The 23,492-nt window shown below is 68.9% G+C and carries 26 protein-coding genes and 2 tRNA genes; 16 read left to right on the plus strand and 12 right to left on the minus strand.

All coding sequences use genetic code 11. From position 1 onward, the window contains the following. Together B2742_RS06695 and B2742_RS06700 are read right to left on the minus strand one after the other, a co-directional pair. Positions 1-183, minus strand: coding sequence for a hypothetical protein (locus B2742_RS06695; protein ID WP_292064314.1), 183 nt, complete (start codon positions 181-183; stop codon positions 1-3). A gap of 1 nt (position 184) precedes the next feature. Beyond that, on the minus strand, positions 185-1,075 hold the full coding sequence (locus B2742_RS06700) for an SPFH domain-containing protein (protein ID WP_292064316.1): 891 nt from the start codon (positions 1,073-1,075) through the stop codon (positions 185-187). A gap of 242 nt (positions 1,076-1,317) precedes the next feature. Here B2742_RS06700 and B2742_RS06705 point away from each other — a divergent pair, with 242 nt between their 5' ends. The 3 genes from B2742_RS06705 (at position 1,318) to B2742_RS06715 (ending at position 5,043) form a co-directional block, all read left to right on the plus strand. Beyond that, the gene (locus B2742_RS06705; protein ID WP_292064318.1) at positions 1,318-4,587 is read left to right on the plus strand and encodes an autotransporter outer membrane beta-barrel domain-containing protein; all 3,270 of its coding nucleotides are present in this window, start codon (positions 1,318-1,320) and stop codon (positions 4,585-4,587) included. 18 nt (positions 4,588-4,605) lie between these two features. Further along, a tRNA-Val gene (locus B2742_RS06710) sits at positions 4,606-4,682 on the plus strand. An 88-nt stretch (positions 4,683-4,770) separates the two neighbouring features. Continuing rightward, entirely contained in the window at positions 4,771-5,043 is a 273-nt protein-coding gene (locus B2742_RS06715; RefSeq protein ID WP_292064320.1) for a hypothetical protein, read from the plus strand. Here the strand turns inward: B2742_RS06715 and B2742_RS06720 are convergent. From B2742_RS06720 to queC, 4 genes are read right to left on the minus strand one after another with little or no spacing between them, the layout of a single operon-like run. After that, positions 5,040-5,528 (minus strand): GNAT family N-acetyltransferase, encoded by a 489-nt coding sequence (locus B2742_RS06720; RefSeq protein ID WP_292064322.1) that lies wholly within the window; start codon positions 5,526-5,528, stop codon positions 5,040-5,042. The genes B2742_RS06715 and B2742_RS06720 overlap by 4 nt on opposite strands. Beyond that, complete coding sequence (locus tag B2742_RS06725) at positions 5,510-5,878, minus strand: 6-pyruvoyl trahydropterin synthase family protein (protein ID WP_292064326.1); 369 nt, start codon at positions 5,876-5,878, stop codon at positions 5,510-5,512. Before B2742_RS06725 ends, B2742_RS06720 begins: the two co-directional genes overlap by 19 nt. Next, positions 5,875-6,510, minus strand: a complete 636-nt coding sequence (queE, locus tag B2742_RS06730; protein ID WP_292064328.1) for a 7-carboxy-7-deazaguanine synthase — start codon at positions 6,508-6,510, stop codon at positions 5,875-5,877. Before queE ends, B2742_RS06725 begins: the two co-directional genes overlap by 4 nt. Next, positions 6,507-7,208 carry a 7-cyano-7-deazaguanine synthase QueC gene (gene queC / locus B2742_RS06735; RefSeq protein ID WP_292064330.1) on the minus strand — a complete coding sequence of 234 codons (702 nt, stop codon included), beginning with the start codon at positions 7,206-7,208 and terminating at the stop codon, positions 6,507-6,509. The genes queE and queC overlap by 4 nt, the downstream gene beginning before the upstream one ends. Positions 7,209-7,416: 208 nt before the next feature. On the opposite strand from queC, the gene B2742_RS06740 reads away from it, so the two are divergent. The 8 genes from B2742_RS06740 to B2742_RS06775 all read left to right on the plus strand — a co-directional run bounded on the left by B2742_RS06740 (position 7,417) and on the right by B2742_RS06775 (position 12,521). Then, on the plus strand, positions 7,417-9,054 hold the full coding sequence (locus tag B2742_RS06740; RefSeq protein ID WP_292064332.1) for a response regulator: 1,638 nt from the start codon (positions 7,417-7,419) through the stop codon (positions 9,052-9,054). A 70-nt stretch (positions 9,055-9,124) separates the two neighbouring features. Then, entirely contained in the window at positions 9,125-9,598 is a 474-nt protein-coding gene (locus B2742_RS06745) for a PaaI family thioesterase (RefSeq protein WP_292064334.1), read from the plus strand. Continuing rightward, positions 9,595-9,993 carry a PaaI family thioesterase gene (locus B2742_RS06750; RefSeq protein ID WP_292064336.1) on the plus strand — a complete coding sequence of 133 codons (399 nt, stop codon included), beginning with the start codon at positions 9,595-9,597 and terminating at the stop codon, positions 9,991-9,993. The genes B2742_RS06745 and B2742_RS06750 overlap by 4 nt, the downstream gene beginning before the upstream one ends. Positions 9,994-10,057: 64 nt before the next feature. Beyond that, on the plus strand, positions 10,058-10,447 hold the full coding sequence (locus B2742_RS06755; RefSeq protein ID WP_292064339.1) for a hypothetical protein: 390 nt from the start codon (positions 10,058-10,060) through the stop codon (positions 10,445-10,447). Between the two features lie 34 nt (positions 10,448-10,481). Then, positions 10,482-10,814, plus strand: coding sequence for a hypothetical protein (locus B2742_RS06760; RefSeq protein WP_292064342.1), 333 nt, complete (start codon positions 10,482-10,484; stop codon positions 10,812-10,814). A gap of 88 nt (positions 10,815-10,902) precedes the next feature. Next, positions 10,903-11,331 carry a hypothetical protein gene (locus B2742_RS06765; protein ID WP_292064344.1) on the plus strand — a complete coding sequence of 143 codons (429 nt, stop codon included), beginning with the start codon at positions 10,903-10,905 and terminating at the stop codon, positions 11,329-11,331. A 42-nt stretch (positions 11,332-11,373) separates the two neighbouring features. Beyond that, positions 11,374-11,802, plus strand: coding sequence for a hypothetical protein (locus tag B2742_RS06770; protein WP_292064346.1), 429 nt, complete (start codon positions 11,374-11,376; stop codon positions 11,800-11,802). Between the two features lie 83 nt (positions 11,803-11,885). Next, positions 11,886-12,521 (plus strand): S24 family peptidase, encoded by a 636-nt coding sequence (locus B2742_RS06775; RefSeq protein WP_292064348.1) that lies wholly within the window; start codon positions 11,886-11,888, stop codon positions 12,519-12,521. A gap of 108 nt (positions 12,522-12,629) precedes the next feature. On the opposite strand, the gene B2742_RS06780 is transcribed toward B2742_RS06775, so the two are convergent. The 3 genes from B2742_RS06780 to B2742_RS06790 all read right to left on the minus strand — a co-directional run bounded on the left by B2742_RS06780 (position 12,630) and on the right by B2742_RS06790 (position 16,414). Beyond that, the gene (locus tag B2742_RS06780) at positions 12,630-13,106 is read right to left on the minus strand and encodes an SH3 domain-containing protein (protein ID WP_292064350.1); all 477 of its coding nucleotides are present in this window, start codon (positions 13,104-13,106) and stop codon (positions 12,630-12,632) included. Between the two features lie 220 nt (positions 13,107-13,326). Beyond that, complete coding sequence (locus B2742_RS06785) at positions 13,327-14,994, minus strand: lysine--tRNA ligase (RefSeq protein WP_292064352.1); 1,668 nt, start codon at positions 14,992-14,994, stop codon at positions 13,327-13,329. A gap of 31 nt (positions 14,995-15,025) precedes the next feature. After that, a complete protein-coding gene (locus tag B2742_RS06790) occupies positions 15,026-16,414 on the minus strand; it encodes a response regulator (protein ID WP_292064353.1) in 1,389 nt (462 codons plus the stop codon). Between the two features lie 153 nt (positions 16,415-16,567). Between B2742_RS06790 and queA the strand changes: the two genes are divergently transcribed. From queA to tgt, 3 genes are read left to right on the plus strand one after another with little or no spacing between them, the layout of a single operon-like run. Beyond that, on the plus strand, positions 16,568-17,659 hold the full coding sequence (gene queA, locus B2742_RS06795; RefSeq protein WP_292064356.1) for a tRNA preQ1(34) S-adenosylmethionine ribosyltransferase-isomerase QueA: 1,092 nt from the start codon (positions 16,568-16,570) through the stop codon (positions 17,657-17,659). Further along, entirely contained in the window at positions 17,656-18,126 is a 471-nt protein-coding gene (locus B2742_RS06800; RefSeq protein WP_292064360.1) for a hypothetical protein, read from the plus strand. Before queA ends, B2742_RS06800 begins: the two co-directional genes overlap by 4 nt. Then, the gene (gene tgt, locus B2742_RS06805) at positions 18,123-19,247 is read left to right on the plus strand and encodes a tRNA guanosine(34) transglycosylase Tgt (RefSeq protein ID WP_292064711.1); all 1,125 of its coding nucleotides are present in this window, start codon (positions 18,123-18,125) and stop codon (positions 19,245-19,247) included. Before B2742_RS06800 ends, tgt begins: the two co-directional genes overlap by 4 nt. On the opposite strand, the gene B2742_RS06810 is transcribed toward tgt, so the two are convergent. Next, positions 19,244-19,792 (minus strand): hypothetical protein, encoded by a 549-nt coding sequence (locus B2742_RS06810; protein ID WP_292064362.1) that lies wholly within the window; start codon positions 19,790-19,792, stop codon positions 19,244-19,246. The genes tgt and B2742_RS06810 overlap by 4 nt on opposite strands. Positions 19,793-20,075: 283 nt before the next feature. Continuing rightward, positions 20,076-20,152, minus strand: a tRNA-Lys gene (locus B2742_RS06815). A 103-nt stretch (positions 20,153-20,255) separates the two neighbouring features. Here B2742_RS06815 and B2742_RS06820 point away from each other — a divergent pair. Next, complete coding sequence (locus tag B2742_RS06820; protein WP_414633049.1) at positions 20,256-21,344, plus strand: CaiB/BaiF CoA transferase family protein; 1,089 nt, start codon at positions 20,256-20,258, stop codon at positions 21,342-21,344. Between the two features lie 3 nt (positions 21,345-21,347). Here B2742_RS06820 and B2742_RS06825 read toward each other — a convergent pair whose 3' ends face one another. Further along, the gene (locus B2742_RS06825; protein WP_292064363.1) at positions 21,348-23,060 is read right to left on the minus strand and encodes an ATP-binding protein; all 1,713 of its coding nucleotides are present in this window, start codon (positions 23,058-23,060) and stop codon (positions 21,348-21,350) included. 140 nt (positions 23,061-23,200) lie between these two features. Between B2742_RS06825 and B2742_RS06830 the strand changes: the two genes are divergently transcribed. After that, the gene (locus B2742_RS06830) at positions 23,201-23,458 is read left to right on the plus strand and encodes a hypothetical protein (RefSeq protein ID WP_292064365.1); all 258 of its coding nucleotides are present in this window, start codon (positions 23,201-23,203) and stop codon (positions 23,456-23,458) included. The last annotated feature ends 34 nt before the right edge of the window (positions 23,459-23,492 follow it).

A 23,492-nucleotide genomic window follows, 5' to 3' on the forward strand; every position in this document is an offset into this window, starting at 1 on the left:
TCAAGCGCTGTCCGTCGGCGGAACGTCTTCCGAGGGTGAAATCCCGCGGCGCGCGAGGGCTTCGCGCAGCAGACATTCGAGCTGGGCGTTGACCGAGCGCAGTTCGGCGGCGGCCAATCGCTCGACCGCCGCCATCACCCCCGAGGAGGCCCGCATCAGGAAGGGCTTTCGGGCTCGGGCCATATCAGCCGTACAGGGTGCCTGTATTGACCACGGGCTGGGCCTCGCGGTCGGCGCACAGCACCACCAGCAGGTTGGACACCATGGCCGCCTTGCGGTCCTCGTCCAGATCGACGACGCCGCGCTCGTTCAGGTCGGCCAGCGCGCTCTCGACCATGCCGACGGCGCCCTTGACGATCAGGCGGCGGGCCGAAAGCACGGCCTCGGCCTGTTGGCGCTTGAGCATGGCCCCGGCGATCTCCGGCGCATAGGCGAGGTGGGCCAGCCGGGCCTCGTCGACGGCCACGCCGGCCGCCGCGACCCGGCCGACCAGTTCGTCCCGCAGACGCCCTGCGACGTCCTCGGCGTCGGCGCGCAGGGTCATTTCGGGCACGTCGGTCTCGTCGCCATGGTCATAGGCGTAGTGCGAGGCGATATCCCGCAGGGCCGTGTCGACCTGGATGTTCACGAAAGCCTGATAGTCGTCGACGTCGAACAGGGCCTGGGCCGAATCCTGCACCCGCCAGACGACGTTGGCCGCGATCTCGATCGGGCTGCCCCGCCGATCGTTCACCTTCAGCTTGTCGCTGGTCAGGTTGCGGACCCGCAGCGAGATTTTCTTGCGGCTGTACCAGGGCAGGACCCAGCGCAGTCCGGTCTTGCGGTCAGTGCCACGGTAGGCGCCGAACAGCATGATCGCCATGCCCTCGTTCGGCTGGAGCGAATAGAGGCCGCAGATCAGCAACAGTCCGACAACGGCGGCGGCGATGCCGGCGATGACGCGGACGGTCGACTCGGGGTCCTGCACCACGAGGGCGGGCCCGGCGATGAGCAGCAGCAAACCGACCAGCAGCATCAGTATGCCATTGGCGGTGCTGGCGGGGCGTTCGGTGGATCTGGAGTGCTCGTTGGTCATCATTCCCTCCCAATGTCGATATGAAAGTGATATCACTTCGATTGCGCTTTTGGCAATAGCCGCGCTTGGGAACTGTCCCCCGCTCACGCGTTCGGCCTTGCATTCGCCTCAAATTCGAGAAACTTGAGGCAGGCTGGCACGGTCCCTGTTAGAGGATCGCCGGCGTCTCTGCGCGTACCGTCCACAGGGGTTTCCATCGAATGCGTATTCTACTCGCGACCGCGGTTGCGATTGCTCCCCTGATGGCAGCGTCCGGCGCGATGGCCGAGGTCGTGATCTCGACCGCGCGGACCACGCCGATCACCACGGCGAATGCGACCGGGTCGGGGCCGGACAACATCCGCCTTGCGTCCGCGGGCGCCATCAACCTCACCAGCGGCGTCGCCGTGACGGTGAACTCGAGCCACGACTTCGACATGGATTCGGGCAGTTCGATCGGGATGGTCAATGCCGCGAACGGGGCGACCGGCGTGCTGATCAACGGTGGCAATACCGCCGACATCACCATCGGCGGCGCCATCGGGATCACCGACGACATCACCTCGACCACCGACCGCGACACGGACAACGACGGTGACGACGACGGCGACTTCGCCAACGGCACCGATCGGTACGGGGTCCGCCTGACCGGCGCCGCGCCGCTGGTCGGCAACATCCTCGTCGAGTCCACCGGGAAAATCGGCGTCGACGGCAACAATTCCTACGGCATTTCGCTGGAGGCGCCCCTGACGGGCGATTTCCAGATGCTCGGCGCCGTCGAACTGACCGGGAATGACGGCTACGGCATTCGCGTCCAGGGCGACGTCAGCGGCGATGTCGTGCTGGCGGGCACGGTCGGCGTCCGGGGCGAGAACACGGTCGGCGTATCGCTCGAGGGCGACATCGCAGGAGCCCTCGTCCTGCACTCGAAGATTTCGTCGACCGGCTACCGGTACGGCGATCCCCCGGAGACCCGGCCCGAGGGCTACGTCGAACCGCCCGCGGACGACGAGAACATCCTGCTGCTCGACGAACTCGACGCGGACGACCTGTTGCAGGGCGGCGCGGCCCTGAGCATCCAGGGCAATGTCGCCGGCGGCGTCATCCTGGCCCTCGGCCCGACCTACAGCGGGGGCATCGACGGCGACGCCGACAATGACGGCATCAAGAACGGCGACGAGGACGACGACGGCGACGGCAAGAAAAACCGCGAGGATACCGACCGCGACGGCGACGGCATCCCCGACGCCAGCGAGGGCACCGCCGCGATCACCAGCTTCGGGTCGGCGCCGGCGCTCGAAATCGGATCGGCGACCCAGTCGATCACGCTCGGCGCGGTCGGCGTCGGCGACAACGCCTACGGCTTCATCAGCCGCGGAGCGATCACCGCCCAGGGCCTCTATGACGGCTTCGAGGCCCAGGGCCTGGTTCTGGGCGGCAGCGCCGGTCAGACGGTCGACATCGCGGGCGGGTTGCGGCTCGAAAGCAGTATTCTGGCCACCTCGCTCAACGCCAACGCCACCGCGCTTCATATCGGCGACGGCGTCACCGCGCCGACCTTGTTCAACTCCGGCCGGATCACGGCCGGCGCCAACAGCGATGACGCGAACACGGTCGTCACCGCCGTCCAGATCGACGCCGGGGCCACCGTCAACACCCTGATCAACAGCGGAACCATTCTCGCGTCGGCCGTCGGCGGCGTGGCCGACACCTTCGCCATTCGCGACCTGAGCGGCAGTCTGGTCTCGATCACCAACACCGGCGTGATCCAGGGCCCGATCAGTCCAAACGTCGACAATGATCCGGTCACGGGCACCGGCACGGCGATCGACGTCAGCGCCAACATGACCGGCGTCACCATCGTGCAGAACGGAACCGTCGGCGGCGTCTCGGCGACCAATCCGGACACCGACGGCGACGGCGTGCCGGACGCGTCGGAGCCGAACATGATCGGCGCCATCCTTCTGGGCGGCGGCGACGACGTCGTGGACATCCGCAACGGCGCGGTCGTCAGCAATATATCGTTCGGCGACGGCGCCGACACCTTGTCGATCACCGGGGGTGCCACCGTCCGCGGCGTCATTTCCGACTCGGACGGCGCGCTGGACATCGATGTGACCAACGGCACCCTGGAGGGACGTCAGGTCGGGCCGGCGGAGATCAGCAATCTCGACGTCGGCGCCAACGGCGATCTGATCATCACGGTCGATCCGACCAATGGCACCTCCGGTGGCTTCAATGTTTCCGGCACGGCGACGCTCGCCGACGGCGCCGGCCTCGGCGTCCGCTTCACCTCCCTGCTCGTGGCGCCGGACCGTTTCACCCTGATCGACGCCGGTACGCTGAACTACGGCGATATCGACACCGACTCGGTCCAGGAAAATTCGCCCTTCCTCTATGTCGCCGAAGTCGGCGCGGACATTCCGGCCGGAGAGGTCTTCATCGATGTGAGGCGCCGGACCGCCGACGAAGCCGGGCTGATCGCGTCCGAGGCCGCGATGTACGATTCCTTCTACGCGGCCCTGGGCGGGACCGACGCCGCCGACATCCGCAACGCCTTCCTGGCGCAGACCGGACGCGACGAGTTCATCAACCTGTACGAGCAGCTGCTTCCCGAGCACTCGGGCGGCCCCCTGCTTTCGCTGTCGGCCGGCGTTGACGCCGTCACGCGGGCGCTGACCGGCCGCAACGCCTCGGCCGCTCCGGGCGAAACCAGCGCCTGGGTGCAGGAGATCAATTTCTATTCCGACAAGGACAAGACCGACACCTACGGCTTCCGTTCGGAGGGCTTCGGCGTCGCCGGCGGCATCGAGCGGGGCACCGGCCTCGGCGCGGTCGGCCTGTCGGTGGCCTTCACCTCGTCCGATCTCGAAGACCCCGAATCAGAGGCCGAGGAAGTGCTGTCGGCCAGCCTGCTGGAAATGGGACTCTACTGGCGCGCCCAGGGTCAGTACTGGACGACCTGGGCGCGAGCCGCGGCGGGCTATGCGATGTTCGAGTCCCAGCGCAAATTCGTCGGCGCCGGGCTCAACCTCGCCAATGAATCGGACTGGAGCGGCTTCTCGCTGGCCGCGGCCGCCGGAGCCTCCTACGAGCGCGACTTCGGCCGCTTCAGCCTCCGCCCCGAGGTCTATGCGGAATATTTCTCGCTCAGTGAGGACGCCCACGTTGAAGACGGCGGCGGCGACGGCTTCGATCTGGAGATCGACGACCGCGAGGGCCATCTGTTCTCGGCCACGGCGGCGCTCAACATCGGCATGAAGATGGGCGAGAACAACTGGCTGCGCCCGGAACTGCGCGTCGGCTGGCGTCAGAACATCTCGGTCGATCCGGGCGAAACCATCGCCCGCTTCCGCTCGGGAGGGCCGGACTTCACCCTGGCCGGCGGCTCGATCGAAGGCGGCGGACCGATCGTCGGCCTGCGCATCAACATCGGCAACGAGCTGGGCATGCTGTCCATCAACGCCGACGCCGAGATGATCGAGGACTACGTCCGCTACATGCTGTTCCTGCGGGCCAGCTTCCGGTTCTAGGCCGGACGCGAAAGGATCGGGCGGCTAGCTCAGCTGGTCAGAGCACCTCGTTTACACCGAGGGGGTCGGGGGTTCGAACCCCTCGCCGCCCACCAGCGATCCGCAGCCCCGATCCGGCCTGAACCTCCGGTCAGAGTGCGTTCACCATTGCCGGTTAACCCTGCCGCAACGGGAGACGGCGACATGATCAGAACCATCCGAACCGGCGGCGCCCTGCTCGCTGTCGTGACCGCGAGCCTGCTGCTGCAGGGCTGCCTCGTGGGAGCCGCCGTCGGCACGGCCGGCGCGGTGGTGGGCGGCGCGGCCAAGGTGACGGGCTCCGTGGTCGGCGCCGGCGTCGATGCGGTCACCACCTCGGACGAGGAGACCCGGGCCCGGCGCGAGCGCGAGCAGCGCAACTACGAGCGCGAGCAGCGCCGTTGCGAACAGCGGCAGCGCCAGGGCCGGACCTGCTAGAGCAGTTTCTCGACCGCCCAATTGTGGATCGCCACCCCGGCGACCTCGAAGTCGCGGCGACCGACGACCGAATAGCCCAGTCGTTCAAACACCGGACGGGCCGTCTCGCTGGCTTCGGCGTACAGTCGGACCGCGCCCGACAGGCGCGCGAGCGCCTCGGCCGTCTCCAGCAGGGTTCGTGCAACGCCGGAACCGGCCGCCGCGGGCGCCACATAGAGCAGGTCAATGTGCCCATCCGGCTCCAGGTCCATGAAACCGGCGATGTCGTCCGCGACCGCGACAAGCCGGAGGCGCCCGTCGCTCATCCGGCCGTCAAGATCGTCCGGCGACGGGGCAAGCGACGTCCAGGCCTCGATCTGGGCCCCGGAATAGTCGCGCGCGCCGAGCTGGCGAACCGCGCTTTCGTAGAGCGCAGACAGGACCGCCGCATCCGGGCGCTGATACGGCCGGATCGACAGATCGCCCGTCACAGGGTCAGCACGCAACGTTCGTGGATGGTCGGGCGGGACACGGTGATGCGGCTGAGGCCGGGCCAATCCGGCTGGAGCCGGTTGGCGAACCACAGGCAGAGGTTCTCCAGCGATGGCAGTTCAAGACCCTCGTGTTCATTGAGCATGCCGTGGTCCAGCGCCTCGGCCGCCGCCTTGAGGGCCCGGTCGAGCGCGCCCAGATCGGCGACCCAGCCATGGGCGGCGTCCAAGGTCTCGCCGCGCACCGTGGCCTCGACCTGGAACGAATGCCCGTGGATGCGCCGGTAGGGGCTGCCCTCCGGCTCGCTGGGGAAATGGTGGGCCGCGTCGAAGGTGGCGGCCTTGGTGATCTCGAAAACGCTCATCTTACGCCGATGTATTTGTGGGTCTGGACGCTGAGCCGCCATTTCGGGTGGGTCAGGCAATAGTCGATGGCCGCCGCCGTATTGGCCTCGCGGTCGGGGCCGTCCATGGGCTGGAGCCAGAAACGCTCGAAGGCCAGATGCTCGAACCGGTCGGGCATGGCCGCGGCCTGGGGGAAGACCAGTTTGAGCTCCTGGCCGGAGGTCTGGACCACGGGCGCCCGCGCCTTGGGGCTGACGCAGACCCAGTCGATCCCGTCCGGCACCGCCAGGGTGCCATTGGATTCGACGGCGATTTCAAAGCCGCGCGCCTTCAGGGCCGCGATCAGCGTCGCGTCGAGCTGCAGCAGGGGCTCGCCGCCGGTGCAGACCACCAGCTTCGGGTCCCCTGCCCGGCCCCGCCACATCGCGGCGACATGGTCGGCGAGGGCGTCGGCGGTCGCGAACTTGCCGCCGCCGTCGCCGTCGGTGCCGACGAAGTCAGTGTCACAGAAATCGCAGACGGCGGTCGCGCGGTCGCGCTCCAGCCCGTTCCACAGATTGCAGCCGGCGAAGCGCAGGAAGACGGCCGGACGCCCCGCCTGCCCGCCCTCACCCTGGACCGTCAGGAATATCTCCTTGGCGGAATAGGTCACGGCCGCGCCACCCATTGGTCATAGCCGACGGCGCGCAGTTCGCAGGCCGGGCAGTCGCCGCAGCCATAGCCCCAGCCGAACCGGAGGGTCCGGTCGCCGCGATAGCAGGTGTGGCTGTCCTCGACGATCAGGTCGATCAGGGCCTGGCCGCCGAGGCGTTCGGCCAGGGCCCAGGTCTGCGCCTTGGTCAGGGCCATCAGCGGCGTTTCGATGACCACCGGCTTGTCCAGCCCGAGACTGAGCGCCGTGGCCATGGCGTCGATCGTGTCGCGGCGGCAGTCGGGATAGCCGGAATAGTCGGTCTCGCACATGCCGCCGACCAGGGTGTCTAGGCCTCGACGGTCGGCCAGGGCGGCGGCGACGGTCAGAAAGACCAGGTTGCGGCCGGGCACGAAGGTCGTGGGCAGGCCGCGCGCGTCCATCTCGATGGCCCGGTCGGCCGTCAGGGCGCTGTCGGCGATGGCGCCGTAGCCGGTCAGATCGACGATATGGTCAGGCCCCAGCCGGTCGGCCCACTGCGGCAGCACCGACGCCATGCCGGCGCGGACGGCGAGACGGGCCTGCATCTCGACGGCGTGGCGCTGGCCATAGTCGAAACCGACCGTCTCGACGCGCTCATACCGCTCCAGCGCCCAGGCCAGGCAGGTCGCGCTGTCCTGTCCGCCCGAGAACAGGACGAGAGCCGATTTCGGAGGCATTGGCGGGGAATCGCTCATGACAAACCTGCGGTCGGCCGGTCGGCCGCGCGCATGGACAAAGGGATGGGCCGCTCACGTGGCGGGCCGGCCTTCTACACCAGCCCCGCGGGCAGAGCAAAAGCGGCTCAAAAATGGCCGTTGTCACCTTAACCATTCCGCAAACGGTTCTGTCCCATTGTGGACCCGTCCCAGTGGAGTACCGGCCGAAATGCCGACCATCGAAGTACTGACCGAGCGCGCCGAGGCGGTGTCGCCAGACACGCCGGGAAGCGAGGTCTTCGCGCGTTTCGAACGGGAACCCGACACCCTGGTGATCGCCGTGGTCGAGGACGATCGTCCCGTCGGCCTGGTCGAACGCAATGTCTTCCTGCTGAAGATCGCCGGCGCCTTCGGACATGCCCTGTACGCCAACCGGCCCATCCTGCACCTCATGGATCCCGAGCCCGCGGTGGTCGAGGCCGGCGTCAGCATCGACGCCTTCTGCGACGTCCTGCTGAAAGGCGGTCCGGCGGCCCTGATGCGCGGCTTCATCGTCACCCGCGAGGGCCGCTATCACGGCGTGGGCACGGCGGTGTCGCTGCTGCAGGCGGTCAACGATCTCCAGCGCCAGCAGAACATCGAGCTGGCGGAACAGGCCCGCGTCCTGACCGACACCCGGACCCAGGCCCTCGCTTCGGCGCGCGACAAGAGCCGGTTCCTGACCATCATGAGCCACGAACTGCGGACGCCGATGAACGGGGTGCTGGCTGTGGCGGAGTTGCTGCGTCGCCAGCCGCTGAACGCCCAGGCGCACGCTCACATCACCACGATCGTGGAATCCTCCGAAACCCTGCTCCGCATCCTGCAGGACGCGCTGGACCTGTCGCGCGGCGAGGCCGGCGAACTCGAGCTTCATCCCGCCGCTACCCCCCTCCGCGCCCTGATGGACGATATCCAGGCCGCCTGGGCGCCGCGGGCCTCGCAGGACAATGTGACCCTGATGGTCAGCTATGAGGGCGACACCGAACTGGCCGCCGTCGTGGACGGCGCCCGGGTCGCCCAGCTGTTCAACAACCTGATCGGCAACGCCCTGAGTTTCGCGCGCAACGGCGTGGTCGAAGCCGGGCTGAAGGCGGTCGCCGCCGGCGATCGCATCCGGCTGGAAGCCCGCGTGCGGGACGACGGAACGGGCATAGACGCCGACCGGGTCGATGCGATCTTCGAACCCTTCGTGCATGGCTCCGGCCAGGACGGCGCAGGTCTGGGCCTGGCCATCTGCCGCCAGATCGTCGAGCGCATGGGCGGTCGTATCTGGGCCGAGAACAATCCGGGCCGCGGGGCGACCTTCGCCTTCGACCTCGACGTCGAGCGGACCCAGGTCGAGGCCGCGACGACCTCGAACATCGAGAGCCTCGGCGGCGACGGCGATGTGGACAGTCATCCGCACATCCTGATCGTCGACGACAATGCGACCAACCGCGTGGTGGCCCAGGCCCTGTGCGAGATGTTCGGCTGCACCTCCGAGACCGCCGCAGACGGCGTCGAGGCGCTGGAGGCGGTTCAGGAGCGCCGCTTCGACCTGATCCTGATGGACATCAAGATGCCGCGCATGGACGGGGTCCAGGCCACCGAGGCGATCCGGGCCCTGACCGGGCCGGCCCGCGACATCCCCATCGTCGCCCTGACCGCCAACGCCGATCCGGACGACGCGAAGAAATACGTCGCCATCGGCATGGCGGCGGTGGTCGAGAAGCCGATCAAGCCGGAACGTCTGCGCATGGCCATGAACCTCGCGCTCGAACAGGCGGCGGAGGCCGCTGAAGCGGCGGTCCCGGACCGCGCCCGGAAGACCCGCTCGGCGGCCTGAGCCGTTCAGCCGCAACGCGCCGGTCCACGCGCCCCTTGCGCTCATTTCCCGACCGACCGAGAAGCGGGGGATGAGTTCTCCGATCCTCGACATCCTGCCCCAGCTGGCCGCCGGCGCCGCCCATACCCATGCGCTGGGCTTCGTCTACGACAGCCTCGACGGCGACCGGGTCCGCATCCGTGCGCCATGGCGTGAGGATCTGGTCGGCGATCCGGACACCGGCGTCCTGTCCGGGGGGCTGGTCACCACCCTGCTGGACCATGTCGGCGGGCTGGCGGTGTGGATCGCCCTGGGCCGGTTCGAATCGATCGCGACCCTGGATCTGCGCGTCGATTACATGCGGGCCGCCGAATCGCGGCGCGATCTGATCGCGGAGGCGCGCTGCTATCACCTCACCCGTTCGGTCGCCTTCGTTCGCGCCTGGGCGTTCGAGGACAGCCCGGATGATCCGGTCGCCGCGGCCCAGAGCGCCTATATGCTCAGTTCCAGCGGCGACAGGGGGCTCGGCGCCAACCTGAAATCCGGCCCGGCGGTCGCGCGATGAGCGACCTGCTGGACCGCCTGCCCTACGCCCGGTTTCTGGGCCTGACGACGGCGAGCGAGGGACAGACGCTGACGGTCACCATGCCATTCGCGCAGAAGCTGATCGGCAATCCGGTCCTGCCGGCCCTGCACGGCGGTTCGACCGCCGCCCTGCTGGAGCTGACCGCCGTCGCGCAGGTCGCGGCGCTTTACCCGCGGCTGCGCCTGCCCCGGCCGATCAATGTCACCGTGGCCTATCTGCGCTCGGGCCGTCCGGTCGACGTCCACGCCCGCGCCCGGATCAGCAAGGCCGGACGGCGCGTGGCCCATGTCCTGGCCGAGGCCTGGCAGGAGGACGAAAGCCAGCCCATCGCCGCCCTGACGGCCCATTTCCTGATGGCGGAAGACGACCTTTAGTTGCAATTAATTACAACTCTGGATAACGTCCTGTCGTGACGCTTGGTCACGGGGAGGATCCATCATGTCCAGACTGTCAGTCGGCGAAGCCCTCGCCACCCGCCTGTTCGCCGCGGAATCGTCCATCGATCGGGCCCTGATCGAAACCGCGACGCTCGCGGCGGCCCTGCCCGCGGCGCGCACCGACGCCTGGCTGTCCGCCGTGACCGGCCAGCGCGCTTTCGACGGGACCGCCGCCGCCATCACCGCCCTGGCCCAGGCCCGGGCGCATATCGTCCAGACCCACAACACCCTGGGCGCGGTGGCCCGCAGGCTGGGACTGGAAACCCTGGCCGGGGGCCCGCTGGACAAGCCCGGAGACGACAGGCCGATCGGCGGCGGCGGTGGCGACGGCCCCGGGATCACGCCGGATATGGTCAACAAAACCCTACCGGGAACTCCGAACCCGTGTTAACGAATGGTTCACCAGTTCCAGTGGGAGGTCTGTAATGAACAAGGTTGAAATCATCGCCAGCGTCGCTGACGAGTTGTACGCGTCCGAGCAAGCGCTCGACGCCGCCATCGCACATGCCACCACCCTGGTGCAGTCGATGATCAGCTCGCGCGCCGCCCTGAACATCTCGGCATGCGCCGGCGCTGATGCGCAGACCAAGGCTCTCGAGGCCATCGCCAGCCTCGGCGTCGCCCGTCAGGCCATGGTCGCCTGCCACGAGCATCTGGCCAAGGATCACCGCCGTCTGGGCTTCGGCGCCTTCGCCGGACCGTTCCAGGACAAGTACCCGGAAAAGACCACGGGCGAGCATCGCCTCCGCGCTGTTTAATTCGAGGTAATGTCGGCGACCGGTCATTTCCCCGGCAGCTGACTTCAGGCAATGTCGCCCCCACGCTGTCTGGCGTGGGGGCGATTCTGTGCTTGACACCATCTACTCTCAAATCGGCGCAGGGATCGCGATCCTCGTCGTGCTCTTCGGCTTCCTGAAAGGCGATGAGCCGGAACGCATCGCCAGCGCGGCCTTCGCCCTCGTCATTCTGGTCGGATTGGCAGCGCCGATCAGCAGTGGCGGCGACGGCATTCGCTGGGGCTTGATGAGCCTCGACATCGTCATGCTGGCTGTTCTTTGCGGCCTCGCCTGGCACAGCCGGCGCGCCTGGCTGATCTGGGCCTCCGCCTTCCAGAGCCTGATCGTCACCAGCCACATCCTTATCCTCGCCGACATCCGGCCGCCCGGGAACGCCTTCGCCGCCGTCAACAACCTGTCCAACTACGGCCTGTTGATCGCACTCGCCGTCGGCACCTTCTGGGCGTGGCAGGAACGCAGGGCCGCCGGACTGAAGTAGATCGTCCCGCCTGATCGGAAGCCTTCAGGAGACGCAAGGCGCTTGTTCGACACCCCGCAGGCCCAGATCGGCGCCGCCCTCTCCGTCGCCGTCATCGCCTTCGCCCTGCTGAAGGGCGATGAGCCGGAGCGCACCGGCAGCGTCGCCTATGGGCTGGCCTGGTTCGCCAGCCTGCTGATCCAGGGGGACGGCGTCGGAGGCGGCGTATCCTGGGGTTTGGCGGCCGTTGATCTCATCCTGCTCGGCGTCTTCTCGGGCCTCGCGTGGAAGTCGCGGCGGGCCTGGCCGGCCTGGGCGTCAGGTCTGCAGTCGCTGGTCGTCATGAGTCACCTCCTGACCTTCATCGACGCCCGCCCGCCCCTCATGGCCTTCTATGTCGTGGTCAACCTGGCCAGCTACGGCATCCTTGTGACCCTCGCCCTCGGCGCCTGGCTGGCCTGGCGCGACCGCCGCGCCGCCGGGGTCGAATAGCGCGGCGCGCGACTAGGTTTTTATTCCTGCCCTGATCCCCTAATCTGTCGCCGAATCGGCCGATCGGGCCGCGACGGACGCCCATGCCCCTGTCCCACGCCCAGCTCTGGAAGGCGATCGACGGCCTGGCCCGGCGCGAGGGCATCAGCGTCTCGGCCCTGGCGAAGCGGTCCGGGCTGGATGCGACCGCCTTCAATCCATCGAAACGGTTCGGACCGGGCGAGCCGCCACGGCCGCGCTGGCCGTCGACGGAAAGCCTGACACGGATCCTGACCGCGACCGGCCTGTCGCTGGGCGAGTTCGCGGCCCTGGCCCGGGACGGGACCGAACGGCCCTCGACGGTGCCCATGCTGGGCATGGCGCAGGCTGGACAGGACGGCTTTTTCGACGACGCGGGCCTGCCCGTCGGCGAAGGCTGGGAGCAGACCGAGCTGCCGCGGGCGCGCGACAGCCTGCTGAGCCTGCGCATCGCCGGCGATTCCATGGCCCCCCTGTACCGCGAGGGCGACCGCGTCATCGTCGACCGGGAGGCCGCGGACGTGCGCAAGGGCGACCGGGTGGTGGTGCGGACCACGGGCGGCGAGACCCTGGCCAAGGAGGCGGCGGCGCTGACCGCGCGGGCCGTGACCCTCGCCTCGGTCAATCCGGCCTATCCGCCGCGCATCGTGGCCCGCCGCGACATCGTCTGGATGGGGCGGATCCTCTGGGTCAGCCAATGATGTGGGCGCGCCCAAGCAACGCGCGACCGCGTCGCGAGCGTCAGCACTCAAGGAAAAGGCCGCCCCCTTTCAGGAGCGGCCTCTTCGTCAGTCGGCGTCGGGCCGGTTCTAGTTGCTGGTCACATAGCGGGCGTTGACCCAGCCGCCGCCGGCGATCTGGACCCATTCGCCCTGCGAGCCGATGGCGCTGAACGACTGTCCGGCGCGCAGGCTGCCGGCCTGACGGTAGTTGGTGCCGGGACCCGAACGGATGCGCAGGTTGGAGGTGGCGCGATAGGCGCCGCCCTGGGCCTGCTCATTGGCCTGGCGGGCGCGCTGCTGGTTGCAGCCGATGTAGGAGCCGGCGGCGGCGCCGGCGCCCGCGCCGACGACAGCGCCGAGGGTGCGTTCATTGTCCGACACCTGGCTGCCGGCGAGGGCGCCGAGCACGCCGCCGATCACGGCGCCGGTGCGCTGGCGGCCGCCGGGGGCGTCGCAGTTGGTGATGCCGTTGGCCTGCTGGGCCATCGAGGCGGTCGGGACCGCCATGGCAAGCGCGGCCAGGGCGGCGGCGGTGGCCAGGGTGGTGTTCATGATCTTCGACATGGCTCTCTCCAATTCATCGAGGTTGGTCGATGACGTGAAGAATGCGCGACGCCGGATGAAGGCTCCCGGAGTCGCGCCGTTATGTTCGGTTCATCTACGTTAGCGCGCATGGCTGCGCGCTAATGCTCCCCGCGCGGCGGCTCGCTGCTTGAGCGCGGAACCCGCGCGAAGCGCCAGGCCGCGTCGGGTCGAGAAGGCGAAACCTTCTGACCGCGGCCCACTAGGCTGCGAGCTTGCCGTTCGCCCCCGCCTCGATCAGGGCGACCGTCTGCGGCAGGCCGTAGATCGCGGCGAACGAGCCGAAGCGCGGGCCCTGGGAAGCGCCCAGCAGCACCTCATACAGCGCGCCGAACCACGCGCGGAGCGGCTCGAAGGCGTGCGCCTTGCCGACCGCATAGACCTCGGTCTGGATCGCCTCGCCGTCGGCGTCCGCCGGCAGGGCCGTCAGCCGGGCCGCGAGGTCCAGCAGCGCCGCCTTCTCCTTGTCGTCGGGCGCGCGATAGGCCTTCGCGGGCTTCACGAAGTCCTCGTAGTAGTTCAGCGCATGGCCCATCAGCCGGTCCAGCAGGGGCTCGCTGTCCGGCGTCGCCTCCGGCAGGTATTTGGCCATATAGGCCCACAGCTGAGCCTTGTCGGAGGCGTTGGCCACGCTGACCAGATTGAGCAGCAGGGCGAACGACACCGGCGAGGTATGCGCCGGCGGCGATCCGGCGTGGATCGACCAGACGGCGTTGTCGATCTGCTTGGCCGGCTCCTGGGCCTTGTAGGCCTCGATGAAGGCCAGATAGTCGTCGATCGCGCGCGGAATGACGTTGAAATGCAGGCTCTTGGCCGATTTCGGCGACTGGAACATATACCAGCTCAGGCTCTCCGGCGTGCCGTAGCGCAGCCATTCGTCCATGGTCAGGCCGTTGCCCTTGGACTTGGAGATCTTCTTGCCCTCGACGTCGAGGAAGAGCTCGTAGTTGAACCCCTCGGGCGGCGTGCCCCCCAAGGCGCGGCAGACCTTGGAGCTCTCGCGCACGCTCTCGATCAGGTCCTTGCCCGACATCTCATAGTCCACGTCCAGCGCGGTCCAGCGCATGGCCCAGTCGGGCTTCCACTGCAGTTTCACATGGCCGCCGGTGACGGGGACTTCGGTGCGGCCGCCGGCGGGGTCGTCGAACACGATGGTCCCCTTGGCGACGTTCCGCTCCAGCGTCGGCACCTGCAGCACATGGCCGCTCACCGGGCTGACCGGCAGGAAGGGCGAATAGGTCGCGCGCCGTTCCTCGCCGAGCGTCGGCAGCATGATCGCCTGCACGGCGTCGAACCGCTCCAGCAGGGTCAGCAGGGTCTGATCGAACCGGCCGGACCGGTACTGCTCGGTCGAGGACAGGAATTCGTAGTCGAAGCCGAAGCCGTCGAGGAAGGCGCGCAGGCGGGCGTTGTTGTGGGCGCCGAAGCTGTCGTGCGTCCCGAATGGGTCGCGCACCACGGTCAGGGGCTTGTGCAGGTCTTCGGTCAGCATCTCCGGATGGGGCACGCCCTCCGGGACCTTGCGCAGGCCGTCCATGTCGTCGCTGAAGGCGATCAGCCGCGTCGGCCAGTGGTCGCCGGTCAGGGCGCGGAAGGCGTTGCGCACCATGGTCGTGCGCGCCACCTCGCCGAAAGTGCCCATGTGCGGCAGGCCGGACGGGCCATAGCCGGTCTCGAAGATCACCGGCTTCCGCAGGGCCTCGAACGTCGCCAGCGCCTCGTCCGCCTTGCCGGCGTCGATCAGCAGTTTCGCCGCATTGCGCTCGCTGTCGCTGAGCCGCTTCTTCAGCACATGGGCGAGAAGATTGCGGGCCTGTTCGAACGGCCAGGATCGGGCGTCGCGCGCGAGGGTTTCGAGGTTCTGCAGCATGGCGGCGGTTTGGAGCGTCCGCCCTCGACCGTCAACCGCCGGCGTGGGACCGGTCCGCGTCCGACAACCCGCCGGACGCCGCTTCACGCCAGCCGCAGCCGCCCCAATAGGCGACCTTGCCCAGCAGTTCCGCCATGTTCACCGGCTTGGCGACGAGATCGTCCATGCCGGCCTCGAGATAGGATTGGACCTGATCGGCCAGGGTGTTGGCGGTCACGGCGATGATCGGCACGGCTCCGACCTCGCCGCCCAGGGCGCGGATGCCACGGGCCGACTCCACCCCGTCCATCACCGGCATCTGGATGTCCATCAGCACGACGTCCCAGTCGCCGGCCGCCGCCGCCGCCAGTCCAAGGGCGCCATCGTCCGCCGTCTCGCAAACCACGCCCTGCGCGGCCAGCATGGCGGTCATCAACATCCGGTTGGTCTGATTGTCATCGACGCAAAGCACCCGCAGCGGTCCCCGGCCCCCTGCCTCATCAGCGGGGTCAGGCGTCGGGATCGCCGCCACGCCGGCCTCGGGCGAGGCCGTCGGCGCGGCTGCCGGACCGTCGCCCTGTTCCGAAAGATCGATCATCTGGTTGACGACCGTCAGCAGTCTCTGACCGGCCTCATGGATCGTCTGCACCTGCTCGCCCTGCGCCGGGGGCAGGCCCGCGCCGGCCAGCAGCCCGGAGAAGCCGATCACCGCGTTCAGCGGCGTCCGCAGTTCGTGCGACATGTCGGTCAGGAATTTCTGCCGCGCCTCGGCCATTGCCGCCTTCTGTTCGGCGGTGGCCTGCGCGACCTCGGCCTCGACCCGCGCCGTGACATCCTGTTCGTTGAGCAGGGTGCCCGAGGCGCCCGTGACCGGATCGGTGACCGGCCGCGCATCGATATCGTGCCACCGACGCCCCGCCGCGGTCTCGACCTCGCAGAGCCGGCTGACGGCCTGCCCGCCCCGGACCTGCGCCAGAAACCAGGCTCCGCGGTCGCGATCGACGAAGCGCGCGCCGAGCGTGGCCTCGCCGGGCCCATAGGCGGCATAGGCCGCCGGATTGGAGAACAGGATCGCGCCCGCCTCGTCCAGCAGAGTGATCAGCGTCGAGGTGTGGCGCAGCGCCTCGACGGCCCGGCGTTCCTCGGCTCCGACGTCCAGCGGCGCGGCCTCGAACAGCAGGACCCCGTGTCCGTCGTCCATGCGGAACGTCGAGATCGTCGCCTGAACGGTGACTGGCCGACCGTTGGGATAGAAGGTCCAGCGCTCCTGGACCTCCTCACCGCCCGCGGTGGCGTCCCGGAGGCGATTGGTGCGGGCCTTGACCGCCGGCGACAGGTTGGAGAAGTCCCGCGCCAGCAGTTCGTCGAGGGTTTCCGCGCCCCAGAGGGTCAAGGCCGCGGCATTGGCGTAGACGCCGCGCGAACTGGCCGGATCAAACATCCAGACGGGCCGGCGGAGCCGATCCCAGCCCCGCACCACAGATGACATGTCGGGACGGACGTCAGCGCTCATCCTTCAATGGTAGCCGGCGCTGCTGAAGCAACATTTAACCGCCTTGACCGCGCCACGCCCCCATGGCCTTTGCGCCGCCTGATGAAGACCGCCGATTTCGACTTCGACCTGCCGGACGACCGGATCGCGCTCCGCCCCGCCGAGCCGCGTGATGCCGCCCGCCTGCTGGTGGTGCGCGGCGGCGATCTCGAAGACCGGATCATCCGCGACCTGCCGGACTTCCTGAGGCCCGGCGACGCCCTGGTGTTCAACGACACGCGGGTGATCCCGGCCCGGCTGTCCGGCGTCCGCGAGCGGGTCGGCCCCGAGGGCGAGACCCTGACCGTCGCCGTCGAGGCCACCCTGCATCACCGCGACGCGCCTGACGTCTGGTCCGCCTTCATGAAGCCCGGCAAGCGGATCAAGGCGGGGGATCGCATCCGCTTCGGCGCCGGGGCGGACGGCGCCTGTTTGCTCGGCCGCCTCGACGCCACCGTCGTCGACAAGGGCGAGGACGGGCTCGTCACCCTGCGTTTCGACCTCGCCGGCCCCGCGCTGGACGAGGCCATCCGCGACGTGGGGGTCATGCCCCTGCCCCCCTATATCGCCGCCAAACGGGCCGAGGACGACCGCGACCGCTCGGACTACCAGACCCTGTTCGCCAGATGGGACGGCTCGGTCGCCGCGCCGACGGCCGGCCTGCATTTCACCCCGGACCTGATGGCCGCGATCGAGGCCCGGGGCGTCTCGACCCACGCGGTGACCCTGCACGTCGGGGCCGGCACCTTCCTGCCGGTCAAGGCCGACGACACGGCCGACCACAGGATGCACAGCGAATGGGGCGAGGTGTCCACGGAAACCGCCGCCGCCCTTAACGCCGTACGGGCCGCCGGGGGCCGCATCGTCTGCGTCGGCACCACCAGCCTGCGCCTGCTGGAGAGCGCCACGACGCCCGAGGGCGAGGTCCGGGCCTTTCACGGCGACACGGCCATCTTCATCACGCCCGGCTACGCTTTTCGCGCCGCCGACGTACTGATCACCAATTTCCACTTGCCGAAATCGACCCTGTTCATGCTCGTCTCGGCCTTCGCCGGGCTAGAGACGATGCAGTCGGCCTATGCCCATGCGGTGAAGGACGGCTATCGCTTCTATTCCTACGGCGACGGCAGCCTGCTGTTCAGGCGCGAAGCATGACCGGCGCCCTGACCGACGACCTGATCGCGACTCTCGATATCCTCGCCTCGGCTGCGACCGGCCTGCGGGACCCGTGGTGGATCTTCGGCGGCGCGGCGATGGCGCTGGCGGGGCTGGATGAGTCGCACGTGCCCGACGTCGACATCATGGCCAGTCCACGTGACGCCCGCGCCCTGATCGACGTCCTGCACGGCCGGGTCGTGCAGGACCCTGGCGAGGGCCTGTTCCGGTCCGAGGTGTTCGGCCAGATCCTGACCACGCCTGTGCCTCTGGACGTGATGGCCAAGATGGATGTGCGCGCCGGCGGCGACTGGACGCCGGTCGCCTTCCACAGCCGGATGCCGATTGATATCGGCGGAGCCGTCGTCTTTGTCCCCACCGTGGCGGAACAGATCGCCATCTGCCGCCTGTTCGGCCGCCCCAAGGACCTGGAGCGGGCCATGCGCCTTGAGGCCCTGATCCGCTGATGCCCTTCCCGTTCGACATCACCGCCACCGAAGGCCGCGCCCGCACCGGGGTGCTGAAGACCCCGCGCGGCGATATCCGCACGCCCGCCTTCATGCCCGTCGGCACCGCCGCCACGGTCAAGGCCATGACGGTCGATCAGGTCGCCCAGACCGGCGCGGACATCCTGCTGGGCAACACCTATCACCTGATGCTGCGCCCCGGCCCTGAGCGGATGGAGCGGCTGGGCGGGCTGCACAAATTCATGGGCTGGACCAAACCCATCCTGACCGACAGCGGCGGCTTCCAGGTCATGTCCCTCGCCGGCATCTCGAAGGTGAAGGAGGAGGCCGTGACCTTCTCCAGCCATATCGACGGCTCGAAACACGTCCTGACGCCCGAACGCTCGATCGACATCCAGGCCGACCGCATCGGCGCCGACATCTCCATGCAACTGGACCAGTGCGTCTCCTGGCCCGCCGAGGAGCCCGCCGCCCGCGCCGCCATGGAGCTCTCGGCCCGCTGGGGCGCACGGTCGAAGGCCGCTTTCGGGACGCGAGAGACCCAAGCCCTGTTCGGCATCCAGCAGGGCTCGACCTTCGAGAACCTGCGCCGCGAGTCCTCCGACCGGCTGATCGAGACCGGCTTCGACGGCTATGCCATCGGCGGCCTGGCTGTCGGCGAGGGGCATCAGGCCATGTGCGAGGTGCTGGACTACGCCCCCGACATGCTGCCGGCCGACCGCCCGCGCTATCTGATGGGGGTCGGCAAGCCGGTCGATCTGGTCGAGGCGGTGTGGCGCGGCGTCGACATGTTCGACTGCGTCCTGCCCACCCGCGCCGGCCGTCACGGCCAGGCCTGGACCTGGGCGGGGCCGATCAATCTGAAGAACGCCCGTTTCGCCGAGGATCAGGACCCGCTGGAGCCCTCGGTCCCCTGCCCGGCCTCGCAGGACTATTCAAAGGCCTATCTGCACCACCTCGTGCGGGCCGACGAAATCCTCGGCAAGGTGCTGCTCAGCTGGCACAACATCGCCTTCTTCCAGGCCCTGACGGCGGCGATGCGCGAAGCCATCGCCCACGGCCGGTTCGAGGCCTTCCGGCGCGATTTTCACGCCCGGCACACCTCCAACAACCAGACCTAGCGCTGGCTGCGGCCGCGCGGCCGGAACCAGCCGGGCGCGGCGGGCGGGGCGCAATTGCGCTGCATCCCCACGCCCTTCAGGAAGGCCCGGCGCATCCGGCCGGCCTGGATGGCGGACTGGACATGGCGGCTGTGCTGCTCGGCGCCCGACAGCTGACGGATCCAGCTGCGGCCGGGGATGAAGTCGGTAGCAGCGTCGCGAATCGCGGCCAGCGCCGCCGCCGAGGCCGCATCGGCCGCCTGCTCGCCGAGCGTCGAGCCGTCCTGGGCGGGGGGTTCGTCCGTGTCGGGACCCAGGGCCTCGTTCAGCCGCGCGATCTCGGCCCCGATGGTGGCGCACTGGTTCAGATTGCGCAGGTCATAGGGATTGGCCTCGGCCTGCAGCAGCACGGTTGGAATGTGCTCACGACGCAGGTTGAGATCGTCCAGCGGGGCCGTCGCCGCCGCGCCAACCCCGCCCCCGAACTGTCGCACGCCGTCCACGGCCGAACACGCCGGTAGCAGCAGGGCGAAGGCCGCCAGAGCGGAGAGGACGATCGGGCGCATCCGCCCTTCAACCACGCCCGGCGCTTCCCTGAAAGCGCCCACGCGGTCGGCGGAGCAAGCTTCACCATATTTCAGTTGGCGCATACGCAAATGTGAGTAGGGTCCATAGCCATGATTCAGCTGGTCAGGACTTTTATCGCGCAACTGCGATGCAGCCACCACTACCGCTACAGCCGCAGCAAGCCGGGGACGCTGGTGTGCAAGCACTGTCGCAAGCGGAAACCGAAGCCGAAATGAGGCTCGCCGGGCGAAGCGCCCGTTCCAACTTGGGTGCGGGAAGGGTTGGTACGCCCTCTCGGGCTCGAACCGAGGACCCTCTGATTAAAAGTCAGATGCTCTAACCAACTGAGCTAAGGGCGCATACCACGCCGGTCGCGTTCGCGAACCAGCGACGCGCCTTCTGTTGCAAACCGTCGTCGGGGTCAAGGGCTGGCTCGACGCGCGAGGGAGCGGAGGCTAGGCAGTGACCATGAAACCGCTGTCCGGCCTGCGCATCCTCGAGTTCGACGGTCTGGGGCCGGTGACGTTCGCGGGCATGATGCTGGCCGACCTCGGGGCCGATGTCCTGCGCCTGAGCCGCAGCGCCGCGGCCGGCGCGGCGGCGTTCAGCGAGGTCGGCGGCGCGGTGCTGCACCGCGGTCGCGCCGCGGTCGGCGTTAATCTGAAAGACGTCGGCGACCTCGGGGCCGTCCTGAACCTCGTCGAATCAGCCGACGCCCTGATCGAGGGCTTCCGACCGGATGTGATGGAGCGGCTGGGGCTGGGCCCCGACGTCTGCGCGGCGCGAAATCCACGGCTGGTCTATGGCCGGATCACCGGCTGGGGCCAGACCGGCCCGATGGCGCGGCAGGTCGGCCACGACATCAACTACATCGCCCTCAGCGGCGCGCTCCACGCCATGGGCGAGCCCGACCGCCCGCCGCGGCCGCCCCTGAACCTGATCGGCGACTACGCCGGCGGGGCGATGATGCTGGTGACCGGCGTGCTCGCCGCCCTGCTCGAGGCGAAGACCACGGGCAAGGGCCGGGTGGTGGACGCCGCCATGACCGATGGTTCGGCCCTGCTGATGAGCCTGTTCCAGGCCCTGGGCGCGCGCGGTCTGTGGAGTGAGGCGCGCGGGGCCAATCTGCTGGACGGCGGCGCGCCCTTCTATCGCTGCTACGCCTGCAAGGACGGGCGGTTCGTCGCCGTGGGCGCGCTGGAGCCGCAGTTCTACGCCGCCCTGATCGCCGGACTGGGGATTGAGCCGGAGACGGCGCCGCAGTTCGATCTGGCCGGCTGGCCTATGCTGCACGCGCGTCTCGAGGCGGTCTTCGAGACTCGCGAACGCGACGACTGGGCGGCCCATTTCGAGGGCACGGACGCCTGCGTCACCCCGGTGCTGACCACGGCCGAGGCGGCGCGGCATCCCCACAACCTCGCGCGCGGAACCTTTGTCGATTCGGGCGTCGTCCAGGCCGCCCCCGCGCCCCGGTTCGACGGACTGCCCGCCGAACCCGTGGCCGAGCCGCCGGCGATGTCGCTGAACGAGGCCGCGGCCCGCTGGCGCTGACCGTCAGGCGGCCGCGACCTCAGCCGGTGTCCGTTCGCCGGCGCAGGCCTGGGCCAGGGTCGAAGCCAGCAGGACGGGGTCGATCGGCTTGGTCAGGAAGGCGTGGACCCCCGCCGCGTCCCAGGCGGCGCGGTGCACGTCCAGGGCATTGGCGGTCAGGGCGACGACCGGCGTGGCCCCGTTCATGGCGCCGGCGCGAATCCGGCGCGTAGCCTCGAGCCCGTCCATCACCGGCATCTGCATGTCCATCAGGATGGCGTCAAACCTCTGTCCGGACGCCGCCTCCAGCGCCTCCGCCCCGTTCTCGACCAGCGTCAGGCGGCAGCCGTGCGGCTCCAGCAACAGCTGCAGAATGCGGCGGTTCACCTCGTGATCATCGGCGGCGAGAATCGAGCGCCCCATGAGCGATCCGGTCGTCTCCAGCGGGCGCACCGGTTGGGCGGCCTCGCCCTCGACCGCCTGCATCGGCAGGCTGAGGGTGAAGGTCGAGCCCTGGCCGTCCACGCTCTCGGCGGCCAACGATCCGCCCATCAGCTCCGCGAGCTTGCGGCTGATCGACAGGCCCAACCCCGTGCCGCCATAGCGGCGCGTGGTGCCCACGTCCGCCTGTTCGAAACTGTTGAAGATCTGGCCCAGTCGATCCGCCGGGATGCCGCACCCGGTGTCTGTCACGGCCACGTTCAGCCGCTCGCCGTCCCAGCCGACCGCGATGACGATCTCGCCGTCGTGGGTGAATTTCACCGCATTGGACAACAGGTTGAAGAGGATTTGCTGGACCCGCAGGGGATCGGTCCGCACGGCGGCGGGCACATCAGAGGCGACGCGCACCTTCAGCCGGACGCCGTTGGCCAGGGCGCGCGGCTCCCACAGGCGAACGAGGGTCGACAGCCGGTCGCGCACGCTCATGTCGGCGCTGTCCAGCTCCATCTTGCCCGCCTCGATCTTGGAGAAGTCGAGCACGTCGTTGAGCAGGCCCATCAGAACGTCGCCCGCGTCGATCAGCATCGACACATGCTCCCGCTGCTGCCCGTCCAGACGGGTGCGGCGCAACAGGTTGGCGGCCGAGATCACGGCATTCATCGGCGTGCGGATCTCGTGGCTGACCACGGCGAGGAAGTCCGACTTGGCGGCGCTGGCCACCTCGGCCTTGCGGCGCGCGGCCAGGAGCGCGCTGGTGGTCGAACTGCTCTGCCGGACCGCCACCACGAGGTGGCTCATATACAGGACGCAGCCGATGGCGATCAGCAGCTCGTGCCAGTTCTGGCTGGAGAGGGCGCTGTAGACCGGCAGGCCGAAGAAATAGAGTGCGTGGGGGATGACCGCCGAGATCAGGATCGGCCGGGCATGATGCATGTGCAGGCTGACGTGCAGCAGGCCGCCGGCGCACTGGACCATGGCGAACACCTGGCCCACGTCGCCGCCCCGGAACCACATATAGGCGCTCATAGCGGCATAGACCGCCACGCTGAGCACCGTGGTGGCGCAGCTCAGCCCGAGCCAGACGCGGTCCGGCCGCCATTCCGGGCGCCGCCGGAAGCGGCTGAAGACGGCCCAGTCCAGGGCCTGGGTGACCAGCACCGCCGCGAACCAGACGGGCGGCCAGATCGAGGGCGCCACGAACCAGGCCGTGCAGCCGATGAAGGCCGCCAGCGCGATCCGCGTCTTGAGCTCCCGGTATCGCACTTGCGACACCATGGCATAGGCCGTGGTCGTCATTCTCGCCCCTCCAGAGTCTGGACTACGCCGAATTCTGAAAGGATTGGTTGCCGTGCGTGGTGACCAGACGCGCGTTCGCCGCTATGGAACAGGCGAACCGGCCGCGCGTTGCAAGGCCGATCCCGGGGGAGATGATGCCGATGAAGCGCCTGATTGCCTTTTTGACCCTGACCACCGCCCTCGGCCTGGCCGCGTGCGAAGATCCTGCGTCCAACGAGCCCGAGTACGGCGAAGCGCCGATGGAGGTCCCGATGGCCCCCGCCGCAGAGGACGTCGGCGCGCCGGCCGCAGCGCCCAGCGCCGTCGATACGCCGCCGCTCGACTCGACCACCCTGCCGTCCGAGAAGCGCTCGTCCGAGGAATCCGTGAAACCGGAAAGCGAAACCCTCTTCTATTGATCCCGGCCGCCGCCCCATCGGCGCCACAGACGGA

The sequence above is a fragment of the Brevundimonas sp. UBA7664 genome, assembly GCF_002483305.1.
Classification (GTDB): domain Bacteria; phylum Pseudomonadota; class Alphaproteobacteria; order Caulobacterales; family Caulobacteraceae; genus Brevundimonas.

What these genes read in the sequence shown, in the direction of transcription:
- B2742_RS06800 (WP_292064360.1), top strand. Translation starts at nt 17,656, where the DNA reads ATGACCGGCGCCCTGACCGACGACCTGATCGCGACTCTCGATATCCTC.
- B2742_RS06760 (WP_292064342.1), top strand. Translation starts at nt 10,482, where the DNA reads ATGAACAAGGTTGAAATCATCGCCAGCGTCGCTGACGAGTTGTACGCG.
- B2742_RS06825 (WP_292064363.1), bottom strand. Translation starts at nt 23,060, where the DNA reads ATGACGACCACGGCCTATGCCATGGTGTCGCAAGTGCGATACCGGGAG.
- B2742_RS06740 (WP_292064332.1), top strand. Translation starts at nt 7,417, where the DNA reads ATGCCGACCATCGAAGTACTGACCGAGCGCGCCGAGGCGGTGTCGCCA.
- B2742_RS06725 (WP_292064326.1), bottom strand. Translation starts at nt 5,878, where the DNA reads ATGAGCGTTTTCGAGATCACCAAGGCCGCCACCTTCGACGCGGCCCAC.
- B2742_RS06775 (WP_292064348.1), top strand. Translation starts at nt 11,886, where the DNA reads ATGCCCCTGTCCCACGCCCAGCTCTGGAAGGCGATCGACGGCCTGGCC.
- B2742_RS06780 (WP_292064350.1), bottom strand. Translation starts at nt 13,106, where the DNA reads ATGTCGAAGATCATGAACACCACCCTGGCCACCGCCGCCGCCCTGGCC.
- B2742_RS06745 (WP_292064334.1), top strand. Translation starts at nt 9,125, where the DNA reads ATGAGTTCTCCGATCCTCGACATCCTGCCCCAGCTGGCCGCCGGCGCC.
- B2742_RS06790 (WP_292064353.1), bottom strand. Translation starts at nt 16,414, where the DNA reads ATGTTTGATCCGGCCAGTTCGCGCGGCGTCTACGCCAATGCCGCGGCC.
- B2742_RS06755 (WP_292064339.1), top strand. Translation starts at nt 10,058, where the DNA reads ATGTCCAGACTGTCAGTCGGCGAAGCCCTCGCCACCCGCCTGTTCGCC.
- B2742_RS06715 (WP_292064320.1), top strand. Translation starts at nt 4,771, where the DNA reads ATGATCAGAACCATCCGAACCGGCGGCGCCCTGCTCGCTGTCGTGACC.
- B2742_RS06785 (WP_292064352.1), bottom strand. Translation starts at nt 14,994, where the DNA reads ATGCTGCAGAACCTCGAAACCCTCGCGCGCGACGCCCGATCCTGGCCG.
- B2742_RS06705 (WP_292064318.1), top strand. Translation starts at nt 1,318, where the DNA reads ATGGCAGCGTCCGGCGCGATGGCCGAGGTCGTGATCTCGACCGCGCGG.
- B2742_RS06700 (WP_292064316.1), bottom strand. Translation starts at nt 1,075, where the DNA reads ATGACCAACGAGCACTCCAGATCCACCGAACGCCCCGCCAGCACCGCC.
- B2742_RS06830 (WP_292064365.1), top strand. Translation starts at nt 23,201, where the DNA reads ATGAAGCGCCTGATTGCCTTTTTGACCCTGACCACCGCCCTCGGCCTG.
- queA (WP_292064356.1), top strand. Translation starts at nt 16,568, where the DNA reads ATGAAGACCGCCGATTTCGACTTCGACCTGCCGGACGACCGGATCGCG.
- B2742_RS06750 (WP_292064336.1), top strand. Translation starts at nt 9,595, where the DNA reads ATGAGCGACCTGCTGGACCGCCTGCCCTACGCCCGGTTTCTGGGCCTG.
- queC (WP_292064330.1), bottom strand. Translation starts at nt 7,208, where the DNA reads ATGCCTCCGAAATCGGCTCTCGTCCTGTTCTCGGGCGGACAGGACAGC.
- B2742_RS06810 (WP_292064362.1), bottom strand. Translation starts at nt 19,792, where the DNA reads ATGCGCCCGATCGTCCTCTCCGCTCTGGCGGCCTTCGCCCTGCTGCTA.
- B2742_RS06695 (WP_292064314.1), bottom strand. Translation starts at nt 183, where the DNA reads ATGGCCCGAGCCCGAAAGCCCTTCCTGATGCGGGCCTCCTCGGGGGTG.